Genomic DNA, 13,040 nt, shown 5'->3' on the forward strand with positions numbered 1-13,040 from the left:
TTATGGTTTATTTGCTATAACTAAAAATTACGGCATAATGCTTAAAAAAGTTACTTACACCTTTCTTCTACTTTCTTGTTTCACTATCGTAGCTAGCGCGCAAAAAATCTATTCTAAAATAGACAGAGCAAGCCAAAAAGTATGGGTTGATAGTGTTTTCAACAGTATGACTCCTGAGGAAAGGCTGGGCCAACTTTTTATGGTGGCGGCTTATTCAAACAGAAATGAAGCGCACTATGCAGAAATAGACTCCCTCATTTCTAAGTATAATATTGGCGGTTTAATCTTCTTTCAAGGAGGCGCAGGCAGACAAGCCCATCTTACCAATCGTTATCAGGCAAAAGCTAAAGTACCATTGGCCATTGCCATGGATGCAGAATGGGGAATAGGTATGCGATTGGACAGCATAATGGACTTTCCTAAGCAAATGACTTTAGGCGCCATACAAGATAACCGACTGATTTATGAAATGGGCAAGGAAGTGGCCAATCAGTTCAAGCAATTGAACATGCACATCAATTTTGCGCCAGTTGTCGATGTAAATGTGAATCCTAAAAACCCTGTGATTGGCTATAGGTCTTTTGGCGAAAATAAATTTAATGTGGCTGAAAAAGGTGTGGCTTATATGAAGGGCATGCAAGACTTTGGCATAATGGCTAATGCTAAGCATTTTCCTGGTCATGGCGATACCGATGTAGATTCTCACGCAGATTTGCCAGTGATTAACCACAGCAAAGAACGCATGAATGACATTGAACTTTATCCTTTTAAGGCCTTGATGAAAGATAGCTTGATGAGTGTAATGGTAGCGCATTTGCAAATTCCTGCTTATGATAACCGAGAGAAAACCCCAACTACGCTTTCACAAAAAGTAGTAACCGACCTGCTAAAAAATGAACTTGGTTTTGATGGTTTGGCTTTTACCGATGCCATGAACATGCAAGGCGTAGCAAAATATTACGAGCCTGGCGAAGCCGATGTGCGTGCTTTGATGGCTGGGAATGATATTATTCTTTATCCTGTAGATGTAGCAAAAGGCATTGACCAAGTAAAGAAGGCCATTAAAAAAGGCGATTTGACTCAAGCCTCACTTGATTATCGAGTAAGAAGAATTTTGGAAGCTAAATACTGGTTGGGGCTTTCTAAGTATAAACCAATTTCAACAGATAACCTTACAGAGCGCATTAACACCAGCTATGCAGAAATGCTCAATCGTATTCTTTACCAAAAGGCGATGACTGTGGTGGACAATACAGATGAGCTTTTACCAATCATTAGATTGGACAGTACCAAGTTTGCCTCACTGGACTTTGGTTCTGCAGATAATCTGGAGTTTCAGAGTACGCTAAGCAAGTATGCCAAGTTCGATCATTTTAGGGCAGGAACTACTTATCGGTCTTTGTTAGACTCGCTGGCTTCTTATAATACTGTAGTTGTGGGCTATGGTGGAATTACCAATTCAACCAAAGATCAGCACGGAGTAAAGTCGGAAGAGGTGCAGTTTATTCGCGACTTACAGGCCAAAACCAATGTCATTGTTGTGGCATTTGGTAATGCCTATGGGCTTCAGTTTTTTGATGGGGTGAAGAATGTTATTTGCACTTATGAAGACAATGAAATTACAAGAAATATTGCTCCACAAATCATTTTTGGAGCCCTTCGTGCCGAAGGTAAATTACCAGTAACTACAGGTAATTTTAAAAGTGGAACAGGAATTAAGACAATGACCGCCTCTCGTTTAGGTTTTGGATTGCCAGAGGAAGTAGGAATGGATTCTGAAACATTGAAAGGCATAGATGATTTAATGAAAAAAGCGATTGACGGTAAAGCAACTCCTGGTGGTCAAGTGATGGTGGCCAGAAAGGGCAAAGTGATCTTCAGCAAGAATTATGGTTATCAAACTTATGACAGTCTCATCGCTGTAAATGACGAAACGATGTACGATTTGGCCTCAATTACCAAAGTGATGGCCAGTGTGCAGGTGCTGATGTACCTTAACGAAAACGGCCTCATCGACATGAATAAAACCTTGGGTGATTACTTGCCCGATGTGAAGGGAACAAACAAAGAAAACTTGGTCATTCGAGATGTGCTTTTGCACCAAGCTGGCCTTCAGCCTTTTATTCCTTTTTGGAAAAGGACAGTAGAGAATGGAGTTTTGAATGATGCTTATTATAGCGAAACCCCAGGCCCGAGTTACAATTCTACCATTGCCGATCATGTATACGGAAGCCCAGCTTTAGCAGATTCAGTTTGGAAATGGGTAATTGATGCGGATTTGAGAAAAATGCCTAAGGGCGAAGAAAAGTACGATTACCTCTATTCGGATATGGGTTATTATTTTTTCTACAAGTTGGCTGAAAATATTCTAGACAAACCTTTTGATGCTTTTCTAAATGATAAACTTTATGCTCCGCTAGGTTTACAAACCATGGGATACCTACCTACGGAAAAAGGGTTTTTAGCAGAAATTGCTCCAACCGAAGACGATAACCTTTTCAGAAAAACTTTATTGAGAGGAACCGTACACGACCAAGGTGCTGCCATGTTTGGTGGAGTAGCAGGGCATGCGGGTTTGTTTTCCAATGCGCTCGATTTAGCTATTCTTATGCAAATGCATTTACAACTGGGCCAGTATGGCAATCAAAAATATTATAAACTGAATACGATTCCTGCTTTTACTTCGCAACAAACGGAAGACAATCGAAGGGGGATGGGCTGGGACAAACCAATTGTGGGTAAAGATGAAGGGCCAACATCACGTTATGCCTCAGCATCTACTTTTGGGCATTCAGGGTTTACGGGTACTGCGGTTTGGGCCGATCCAGAGCAAGAGCTGGTTTATGTATTCCTTGCAAACCGCGTTTATCCGAATGCGGATAATACAAAACTGATTCAATGGAACATTCGTACCAAAATTCAAGATTTAATCTACGAGTCGATCTGGAACTTTAATAATGACTAACCAGTTGAAAGAAAGTTGGCTTTAAAGCGCTAGAATTAATGAATATTGGAATCGTGTGTTACCCAACCTTTGGTGGTTCGGGAGTTGTAGCTACAGAACTAGGAATAGGGCTGGCTAAAAAGGGGTATAAAATTCATTTTATTACCTATTCTCAACCCACTAGATTGGACTTCTTTAACGAGAATCTTTTTTATCACGAAGTAAATATTCGTTCCTATCCGCTTTTCAAATTTCCTCCTTATGAACTCGCATTGGCCAGTAAAATGGTAGATGTGGTGAAATACGAAAAGCTTGATTTGCTGCATGTGCATTATGCAATCCCACATGCTTCGGCTGCGGTGTTGGCCAAGCAAATTCTGAAAGATCAAGGCATTGAAATCCCAGTAATTACCACTTTGCACGGTACAGATATTACTTTGGTGGGGAAAGATCCATCGTATGAGCCTGTGGTAACTTATAGCATCAACCAGTCCGATGGTGTTACTTCGGTTTCTGAAGATTTAAAGAAAGATACCTACAAGCATTTTAACATCAGACGTGAAATTGAGGTGATTCCCAATTTTATCGATCTGGAAAAATTCAAGAAACAACGTAAAGAACACTTCAAAACCGCCATTTGCCCGAATGGGGAAAAGCTCATCGTTCACACATCAAACTTCAGAAAAGTAAAGCGTATTGACGATGTAGTGAAAGTGTTCCATAAAATTCAAGAACAAATACCAGCTCGTTTGCTTTTGGTAGGCGATGGACCAGAAAGAAGTCATATAGAAACGCTTTGCCGTGAGTTAGGCATTTATGACGAAGTAAGATTTTTAGGAAAATTAGAAGCGGTGCAAGAAGTGCTTTCGGTTGCCGATTTATTCTTAATGCCCTCTGAAAAGGAAAGCTTTGGTTTATCTGCTTTAGAGGCCATGGCTTGTGAAGTGCCATTAGTGACTTCGGATGCGGGTGGTATTCCCGAGTTAAACCTTCATGGTATAACTGGTTTTGTTTCTCCCATTGGAGACGTAGAGGACATGACAAAAAATGCCTTACATATTCTGAAAGATGAGAACTTACCAACTTTTAAAATCAATGCACTTAAAAGGGCTCAAGATTTTGACATTGCGAATATTCTTCCTCTTTATGAAGCATATTACGACAGAGTAGTTGCTGAAATGAAAGCTCAGGCTGCGCTTTAATTTAACTCGAATGAAGGTAAGTATTGTTGGTTGCGGTTGGTTAGGCTTGGCTTTGGGTAGAAGATTAGCTGAGGAAGGTTTTGCTGTGATGGGCAGCACTACTTCAAAAGAGAAATGCGATTTACTTTCTGATGCAGGTATCAATCCGTTTTTACTCAAAATGGATCCGATGCCAACAGGCGAAAACTTCAATGCTCTTTTTCAAACCGATGTATTGGTCATCAATATTCCCCCCGGGAGAAAAAAAAATACACCTGAGTTTTATGGTGAACAAATCAAGTACTTGAAATATTTAGCAGATCAGCACAAAGTACCCAGAGTTATTTTTGTGAGCTCTACTTCTTACTACCCGAATACAGGCGATTGGGTAACCGAAACTACCAATTTCAACTTAGAAAATGGATCGACAAAAGCGGTGGTATTGGGTGAAAGGGAAATTCGACAATTGGAGGCTAAACTCACCGTTCTTCGTTGTGGAGGTTTAATGGGCGAAGACAGAGTTCCGGGAAAGTGGTTTGCAGGCAAGGTCACTTCAGGAGCTTCCACCCCAGTTAATTACATTCATCGTGATGACGTCATTAATATTATTCTCCAATTAATAAAGGGTGATTTGCCAGAAGAGGGTACACTCAATTTAGTTTGCCCCGAACACCCAACACGTAAAGAAGTACACGAAGCCATGGCGCATAAGTATAACTTCGACCAGCCCATTTGGGAGTCACCTGAACGTATTGATTCTAAAAAAGTGTCGGGGAAAAAGCTTACTGACCTAGGGTATAGCTTCTTAAAACCGACTCCTCTGGATTTCTAGAGAACGTCTATTTTAACTTTCAATAACCTCTAAAAAAAGTTCACCACGCTTCAGCTTGTTGATGGCTTTAATGGATTTCAATCGATTATTAATTTGGGTGAACATTTCATCTTCTGCTTGAGCTATCTGCCAGCCTTGTTTATAAGTGACAGGTAGTGATTGTTGTTTTTGATTTTTCATGTCTGAGTTAATTGACCATTCCTAAATAAAAAAATTGCTCAGTTAGTTCCCGAGACGACAATCGAGAACAATATTTTTTTAATTACACCCTAGACGATTAAAAGCCCATGTATGTTTAGGTGATGACAAGCTAAACGCATGGGCTTTAATTTTTGTTATTTACAACACTGTTTTTTAACATATGTTGGCTATTTCCATACGCCTAGAATAACTCCGATAATAGTAAAGGCGATGGTGTGGTAAAGTGAGTCAATCATAATCAGTCCAACTCCCTTTCTAGCGAAATTGTAATTAAGTGCGGTAGAAGGAATAATAAAAAATAAGCCTGTCATTAGTCCCATCATGCCACCCATTGTAGCATCCATATCGGGGTTTTCTCCAAAACCATAAAAGAACATGGCCATTCCAAAGCTCACTACAAAAGAGAGAATGAGTGCGCTACCGAATAGCTTTCCCATGTTTGCCTTCTTGAGTTCATCATCAGAGAGGCCAACGCCTCGCTGCCAAGCTTTACCGAAAAGAGGGCCATACCATATAGCGCCCAGTGCAAAATAGGCCACTGTCGATACGACAACCGCCAACCAATTGATGTTTGAAATGTCCATAGTTTTATGTTTGGTTAAAAAATCATTTCTTGATTTGAATACCCGAATACAAATCATCGGGCAAACCATCGCTATCCCAATCTAAAAAACCCGTAAACTCTCCTTTACCATCCATCCAGACGAATTTATATGCGGTGGTAATGTCATTTTCTGTAAGGTAAAGACTGTCGCCTTTTACTTCCCATGTGCCCGAAGTTTCCATGGATACTTCTCCAGATAAATCGGTGTACACAGAAGCGTACTTTCCATCTTCCGTATAAGTGGTCAGTATGGGTTTAATGCCAAGAATTTCTTCCCAACTGCCAATAGGGACTTTAAATGCTGTTTCCTCTGGCTTGCCGTGGTCTATAGTGACGATCATGGATTCATTATACCATTCACCAATAATGAACTCAGCATTGTTGGTTTTGGAGCAAGAAGAAATTGCGCAAAGCACAAGTCCGAAAAAGTGCAGTTTAGTAAGTTTCATTCAGTTTAATTTATAAAGTTAAGCCCGTTGGTCAAAATAGAATTAGTATGACCTAGGTACTTGATGTTTACATTAAAGTACTGATAGTCATTGTTTTAATAGTGGTGAAGACAAGTCAGTATCTATATCAAATATAGTTAAGAATTACCAGAAGATACTGTATGCGTTGAAACCTCTTTATTAAAGGATCGAACAACTCTCCAAATAATGAAGGAATCCAAAGCTGTTTTTAATAGAAACATCAACAACCGTAAAGTTCAAATTATTTAGTTTCCCAAACGGGTTTACTTAATTAGTTATTGTATATTTAATGGTTGAAAGTATGGCTGAAGGTTGTTATATACTCCATTATTTATTATTATTGTTTAGGGTAAAAAAGTAAATTTTTTTCAGATGAAGGAAAAATGCAAATTAAATTCACAAAAGATAAGAGGCCAGTGGAAAAAGCCTTCAATTAAAAAAACAGTTAGGATTTCATCCATTACGAAAGGGACATTTGGCCCTTCAGTATTTGATGGTAGTTTTACGTCTTGATGACAATTTAGTATTCAGATGAGTTTTTTTAAATGAGTTTATTTTTTGGTTTGTTTGATTTGGAAAATGAAATAGTTCCAGATCAAGTTTATCAGAGTTTTTGTAAAACTCAAATTGATATTGAAAGTGAGTTCCATTCTTTGAGTGGGACTCACTTTTTTTTGGGGAGAAATGGCAAGCAGAAGGATAGTGGCCTCTTTGCGAGCGAAGATGGAAGATACTACGCTGTGATCGATGCGCGCCTAGATGGGGTAGGTAAACTTGTATCCGAATTGAAAAGTAGCTATCCAGAAGTAAGTCAGGATACTTGTCATAATTTACTGGTTTTTAAAGCTTATTTGGTATGGGGAGAAGAGTGTACTTCGCATTTACAGGGTGATTTTGCAATAATGGTTTATGATAGTGAGCTTAATTCAGTTTGGGGTTCTCGAGACCACTTAGGCATAATGCCATTCTTTTATTGTATTAGAAGTTCTACAATGGTTTTTGCGCAATTGCCGTCTATAGTAGCTTCCGTAGTTAATAGCTCGATTAACTTTAATTATATAGCAAATTACTTGGCCTTTATGCCAACAGATGGAGAGTATACCTTTTTTGAAGATATCCATACTCTTAAGGCAGGTCAAAATATAAGGTTTCAAACCTCAGGTTTTAGTGTTTCAACATATTATACACTAGGGGCCACATTGGATAGGAGCTTAAAGCCTGATGAGACCGCTAGCAAATTGCTGGAATTGATGAGTCTTGCAGTGAAAGATCGCTTGGGAAATGCTCAGATACCGTCAAGTATGCTTAGTGGAGGTTTAGATTCTTCAACTGTTAGTTGCCTTGTTGCTCGTGAAATATCAAAGGAAGACAAAAAACTGCATGCTTATACCTATGTACCAATGGAAGGTGTCAAATATCCGAATCTTCCAGGACTATTTGTAAATGAGGGACCATTTGCAAAAAAGGTTAAAGAGGCTTATACAAATATTGATCTCTCTTTAATTGATTTGAAAGGTGTGAGTATATTTACTCATTTGGAGAGATACCTAAAACTCTGCGGTGCGCTGGAGGTTCATAATTTTTATAATTGGCTATGGACGCAAGAATTTCTAATACGATGTAAAGATAAAGGAAGCACTGTATTATTCTCTGGCCAAATGGGAAATCTAAGTATTTCTTATAATGGTAGACTTTATGGTCTAGAGTTGGCAAAGAAAGGTAAATGGAAAGAATTTGTTAACTATGAACTTAAAACAAAAAAACTAAAGGGCAGAAAAGTTATTACTCATTTGGCATACCAAATGTTTTGTGCTTTTGCTCCTTCTAAACTAAGGGTGTTTGTAGATACCTATATAAGCCAACTGGGGTCTCATAGTTACAATTGGATGGTCAAAGATTCTTTTTTGAAAAAAAATAATTTAGGGAAAAGGTCTTTTCTCAAAGCTAATAATACCTTTAAGAATGATAGAGCACTACGTGTCCAAATGGCATCTTATATCCAGAAGTTAGCAGTTAATAGTAAAACCTATGAGCAAATCTATGGAGTAAGAGAACTCGACCCAACTGCGGATAAGCGTTTACTTGAATTTTCTTTGTCAATACCATCTGAGTACTGGTCGTTACATGGTGAAAACAGATATATGGCAAGAGAAATGAGCAAGGGCTTGTTGCCAGATGAAATACGGCTAAACAAAAAAAAGGGTAGGCAGTTGATCGATAGTAATCTATTGATATTGCAAGATCTAGATGAAATAAAAAGAAGGATTAGTGGCTGGAAAAACATGAAAGAGTTAAGTGATATTTTTGAATTTGATAAGGTGCTTAAACACTTGGATTCATATGACTTTAACAGCTATGACCCCGATTTTAGTACGTTTTTAAGTAGGCTGATTGCAGTATGTTTATTAGTTGAAATGAATAGTTGATTTTATAAATATTCAACCAACCACCTATTACAATAGATAATAGCGGGGTATGCGGCAATAAATACCCAGAAAAATGTGCCCAAACCAAGGGCCCAGCTATTTATTAAATGGAATGTAAATCCTAGGCTCAATAAAACTATCAAGCCAATATTGCCACCAAATAAAGCCAAGGGAAAGGTGAGTTCGAACATAATTACTGACCAAGAAAGTAATCTGTTGAATTTATGGTTTTTAAATACCGACCAATTTGATATTGAGGATATATAAATGGGATTGTTGAGAACACGTAAAATTGCTTTGCCATTTCTCCATTCGACTTCTTTAAGTTTTGTAATTCCATTTTCAAAATAAACAAGACAGCATTGTATGGCAATAGCCCATATGCAAAAAAGCTCGGTAAGTTCACTATTTGGTACTAACCTTTGTAAACTAAGTGTTACAAAAATGGCCTGTAGGAAAACGGAATATCCAGTTCGTATAATTACTCTAATATTAAACAATAGTAAACCCGATATATAAATCCACCAAATTGCCATACTGCTCAGCCAGTAGTTGTTGCTGAAGCAAAACAAAACAATGGCAGCTAGAATTCTAGCTATAATTAACCATAGTACATTGGGGTAGTCAAGTAACTTGCTTAATAATGGAAAGATGAACTTTGCATGAGCTAAAGAAGAACGAAACCGACTTATGGTTGACCAAGAAAAAAGGTGGTTGCTCTGAAAGAATCTTCTTCTAGATAATTGTTCAATTGAATTTATAATTATACCAATTGAAGCAATTTTTGCAATGGCTAATAAAGTACTGTTTAGATCACTAAATAACATTGCCTTTTAAAATTGATGATTTGAACAAAAAGTCAGTAGTTGTAGCCTGTTCATCAATTGTTATTGAAAGCTCAAAAGTTTCTTCATGAATAACTTTCTCTTGAATTAAATAATTCGCAATAAGTCTAGAAGTCAATTCCGACTTTCTTTTAATCTTCTCATCATTGGTGTCGTTTATCGAAGCCAGAATAATTTGCCAAAGCCCATTTGACTCATGGAATTTAGGGGTCCATAATGGTCCAAAGAAAGATATATGTGGACGTATGTCAAACTTTTTCCATTCTAACCATGTCCCGTCCTGAGTTTTCTCTCTAATGAAGAGTTCTAAGCTTGGTAAGGGCTTAGAAAAAAGAGCCCATTGATTAATCGGGAATAGATAAGAAAAAATATTGAAGAACTTCGCCAAATCCCCATAATGGGCATTCGGAAATAGAATTCTTACTAAACTAAATGTAATCCAGAAAACCAGTATTGATAAAATAAAGGTTTCAATCATAGTTGCTTAGGTCATTTAATGTTGTTGAAACTTAAAATTAACTTATTAGGCTTATTTTTAACTATTCCTTTTATCTGTTTTTTTTAATTTAAGGGTATTTGAATTTTAGTAGAAGTTAGCTGACATCCATTCTTAAGAATTGCCCGAGCTCTTTCTCTTATGCTACCAATGAGAACATCAAACTAATATGCACTTTGGTCGTTCTCAACCTATTTTACGTGTTTGCATAGTCTCCGCTCATGTAGCCTGTGTTGCTTCATAATTTCTTGACACTTCTGTCTTACTTGATTCCATACATAATAGTAATAGACACTGTCTATTATAAAATGGCATAGCTCATTTTGACGAAAGTGGCTAGTGTATGGCTTGTTTAAAATAGCCAAGTTTTCCTACTACGGAATACTCTTGGTGGTCTATTTCACCAGTAACAATTGTGTTTCCTGTTCTGACCCATGCGTGAGACTCTAGCAAATTCATTTTATTTAGTCTAACACCAATATAGGTTGTGTGTGCTATAGATTTTAATCGTAATAACCAATGTGCACAAAGTGCTTGGATTAGGCAACTACTTTCCCAAGGTGTATTGTTGCTAACCCTAATTATTATTGTCTTTAGTCGGTTCACAAAGTTTATTTGATTACTTGATGAATCCAAAGGTGTTTCTTTATCAACTTGTCCAATCCAAGTAATGATTATTCGGAAAGGTATTATTAAAATACAAAGCCTACTAAAACCTAAGGTAATAAGAACAACTGCGTACAGTAATATGTCCTTTTTCCTTATGGAAATAAGTTTATGAAGTGAGATGGGTATCAAGTATTTAAAATTTGTGTTATTTATCTAGGTGTCTACTTTGTTTTAAGATTTATCCTTTTCATGGAAGTAAGGAAAATCTCTTCGGTTTATTGATTTTTGAAGAACCTTTTAAAGACTATCAAAAGTAGTCAAATCTAAATTTTTACCTTATTATTATTTATGAAGAAAACGGGTTTGTTTGCAGAATGTAGTTCTGAGTTGAAATTTTTTATCAGTTTGATAGAGCAACAAGAAAAAAAAAATACTGATGCAAAAATGGAAGGTATCAACTGTGATGACTTTATTAGCTTTTTATCTCGTCATCAGGTTATTAATTATATGTCGATCCTAATGCCAGTATTTAGGCCTAATATATCTGAGGCTGATTATAACAAAGTTTCAAGGTTAGTAGAGGGAGAAGTATTTAGGCAACTTGAGCTAACACACACTCTGGTTAATATAGTCAAATTAATATATAAAAGTCAGATAAACGTACTTTCTTTTAAAGGGCCTGTGCTATCATATGAACTATATGAATCCTATGGGTTAAAGTCATCTATTGACCTTGATTTATTAGTAAAGAAGGAGGATGTGGTAGCGGTTGAGGAATTACTTTTGAGTAGAGGTTATATGCCCGAGAAGCTGAGGCTTGGGAAGATGCCTCGGTTAGTTTGGAGACTTTTTAGGATCTTCAACTACCATGGAGGATATATTAATCTCAAAAAACGGCAAAAGATCGAGTTACATTGGAAATTTTTTGCGTCAGAAAGGGCTTTTCCAAAGAGTACTGAAGAGCAGTTTGAAACGCTAAAGCCTTGTGTGATTGCAGGGGAAACGATTTTTACTTTACCTAAAGAAGATCTTTTTATTTATTTGGCTATACATGGTTCGATACATCTTTGGGTAAGACTTAAGTGGCTACTGGATATAAGAGGGTTGCTTAATAAATATGGAAATGATATGGATTGGAAGTATGTTTTGAGAGAAAGCGACAGGGTAGATATGAGAAGAGCTATACTCCTTGCGGTCTATTTAAGCAATGTTTTTTTTGATACTATAATTCCTGTAGAGATGAAAGGGCAAAGCAATGATAAGAATTTGGAAAAACTAGTAAAGAGGTCTGTTCGGAATATTACAGGAGATTTTAGCCCAGGGAGTAGACTAAAGTATACCCAAGTGATTATGCTTGTTAAGGGCAGACCATTGGAAAACTTAAAAGGGTATACCACACTGTTTTTTTACTATTTTACTAGACCTTTAGTTCTCGGCTACAAGAAGGTTTTTAATTAATAACTCTTAAACTCTATCAAGGGGCGGTTAAACATTGAGAGTTTGTTCTATTATTTGTTTATAAAATAAGCCTTCGGTAGGGCGAGTGATAGAATTAATGCTTGTGGACGAAGCTAACTTTGTGCAGAAATTGAAATGCTCCTTTTGAAGGTCTATAACATCAATCATGAAATGGCGATAAGTATTATTGAGTAGAGCGATAACTTTGTCTACCCCTGTCAAAGACTCTATTTTCAGTTTATGAATCCGCGAGTCGACTGATAGGCAGTAGATTGCTTTTAATGCGGTTTTCTCTGAACAAAATTGATCACCAAGTTGAGCTTCAAATTTATTAACTATTGGTATATGGTTTAGTTTTGATTGATTCTTGTTTCCCACTATTCTTAATGTTTCAGGTGTTATTTTTATAATAGGAAATGATGGGACGACAAGAGGAGGCTGACTTGTTGATAATTCAATTAGAGATACATCATCGGATAAAATTGAATACCCTAAATCGTAACAAGCTGTCGCTATGGTAGACTTTCCAACTCCAGACACTCCAGCAAATATAATTGCTTCTTTGTCTTTTCTTATGGCACAACCATGAATAGCAAACTTGCCTCTCATCAATAGCCAAAGCCCCAATACTCCTTGTAGTAAAATTTGTTTAGTTACTTTGAGATTTAAATCATTTCTAGTTTCAATAAGAATTTGATTGTCCTGCTTAATCCATGCTTTAAGACCCACAGAATAATCCATTAATATGTTAGCTCTATTGCTCCATACCTTCAGTGTTTCATCGTGGTAAGAAAAGTAGCGGGTATTGTTGCCAAGCGAATCGGGTACTGAAAGGGTGTTAATTTCCACTTGTACATCTACTCTTTCTTTACATTGAGAGAGGTCAGGGATCGAAGGGAGTGCTTGGTTGGATTGTACTATGAACCCGTAAATTCTATAATGAAACTTGGTCATTTTGATAAAAAAATCCCTCG

General features: G+C 37.1%; 12 protein-coding genes. 5 read left to right on the forward strand and 7 right to left on the reverse strand.

What is annotated here, in order from left to right:
* Positions 1-37: 37 nt before the first annotated feature.
* Genes AWW67_RS05385 through AWW67_RS05395 form a run of 3 tightly spaced genes read left to right on the forward strand, consistent with a single transcriptional unit; the run spans position 38 to position 4,957 of the window.
* A complete protein-coding gene (locus tag AWW67_RS05385) occupies positions 38-2,965 on the forward strand; it encodes a serine hydrolase domain-containing protein (RefSeq protein WP_062300596.1) in 2,928 nt (975 codons plus the stop codon).
* Positions 2,966-3,003: 38 nt separating this feature from the next.
* Positions 3,004-4,146, forward strand: coding sequence for an N-acetyl-alpha-D-glucosaminyl L-malate synthase BshA (gene bshA, locus AWW67_RS05390; protein ID WP_062300597.1), 1,143 nt, complete (start codon positions 3,004-3,006; stop codon positions 4,144-4,146).
* A gap of 10 nt (positions 4,147-4,156) precedes the next feature.
* A complete protein-coding gene (locus AWW67_RS05395; RefSeq protein WP_062300598.1) occupies positions 4,157-4,957 on the forward strand; it encodes an NAD(P)H-binding protein in 801 nt (266 codons plus the stop codon).
* A gap of 12 nt (positions 4,958-4,969) precedes the next feature.
* Here the strand turns inward: AWW67_RS05395 and AWW67_RS18965 are convergent, their stop codons facing one another.
* From AWW67_RS18965 to AWW67_RS05405, 3 genes are all read right to left on the reverse strand, one after another.
* Positions 4,970-5,137, reverse strand: coding sequence for a hypothetical protein (locus AWW67_RS18965; RefSeq protein ID WP_176699998.1), 168 nt, complete (start codon positions 5,135-5,137; stop codon positions 4,970-4,972).
* A 188-nt stretch (positions 5,138-5,325) separates the two neighbouring features.
* Positions 5,326-5,742: a DUF1761 domain-containing protein gene (locus AWW67_RS05400; protein ID WP_071387063.1), complete on the reverse strand. Its 417-nt coding sequence runs from the start codon at positions 5,740-5,742 to the stop codon at positions 5,326-5,328.
* A 22-nt stretch (positions 5,743-5,764) separates the two neighbouring features.
* Positions 5,765-6,211 (reverse strand): hypothetical protein, encoded by a 447-nt coding sequence (locus tag AWW67_RS05405; protein ID WP_062300600.1) that lies wholly within the window; start codon positions 6,209-6,211, stop codon positions 5,765-5,767.
* A 566-nt stretch (positions 6,212-6,777) separates the two neighbouring features.
* On the opposite strand from AWW67_RS05405, the gene AWW67_RS05410 reads away from it, so the two are divergent.
* Positions 6,778-8,658: an asparagine synthase-related protein gene (locus AWW67_RS05410; RefSeq protein WP_062300601.1), complete on the forward strand. Its 1,881-nt coding sequence runs from the start codon at positions 6,778-6,780 to the stop codon at positions 8,656-8,658.
* Positions 8,659-8,660: 2 nt separating this feature from the next.
* Here AWW67_RS05410 and AWW67_RS05415 read toward each other — a convergent pair whose 3' ends face one another.
* From AWW67_RS05415 to AWW67_RS05425, 3 genes are all read right to left on the reverse strand, one after another.
* Complete coding sequence (locus AWW67_RS05415; RefSeq protein WP_062300602.1) at positions 8,661-9,485, reverse strand: HTTM domain-containing protein; 825 nt, start codon at positions 9,483-9,485, stop codon at positions 8,661-8,663.
* Positions 9,475-9,981 carry a hypothetical protein gene (locus AWW67_RS05420; protein ID WP_062300603.1) on the reverse strand — a complete coding sequence of 169 codons (507 nt, stop codon included), beginning with the start codon at positions 9,979-9,981 and terminating at the stop codon, positions 9,475-9,477. The genes AWW67_RS05415 and AWW67_RS05420 overlap by 11 nt, the downstream gene beginning before the upstream one ends.
* A 354-nt stretch (positions 9,982-10,335) precedes the next feature.
* The gene (locus AWW67_RS05425) at positions 10,336-10,797 is read right to left on the reverse strand and encodes a lasso peptide biosynthesis B2 protein (RefSeq protein WP_062300604.1); all 462 of its coding nucleotides are present in this window, start codon (positions 10,795-10,797) and stop codon (positions 10,336-10,338) included.
* 159 nt (positions 10,798-10,956) lie between these two features.
* On the opposite strand from AWW67_RS05425, the gene AWW67_RS05430 reads away from it, so the two are divergent.
* Positions 10,957-12,066 carry a nucleotidyltransferase domain-containing protein gene (locus tag AWW67_RS05430; RefSeq protein WP_062300605.1) on the forward strand — a complete coding sequence of 370 codons (1,110 nt, stop codon included), beginning with the start codon at positions 10,957-10,959 and terminating at the stop codon, positions 12,064-12,066.
* 27 nt (positions 12,067-12,093) lie between these two features.
* Here the strand turns inward: AWW67_RS05430 and AWW67_RS05435 are convergent, their stop codons facing one another.
* On the reverse strand, positions 12,094-13,020 hold the full coding sequence (locus AWW67_RS05435) for a phosphoenolpyruvate carboxykinase (ATP) (RefSeq protein WP_062300606.1): 927 nt from the start codon (positions 13,018-13,020) through the stop codon (positions 12,094-12,096).
* Positions 13,021-13,040 lie beyond the last annotated feature (20 nt).

Source organism: Roseivirga seohaensis, from assembly GCF_001592945.1.
Classification (GTDB): Bacteria; Bacteroidota; Bacteroidia; order Cytophagales; family Cyclobacteriaceae; genus Roseivirga; species Roseivirga seohaensis.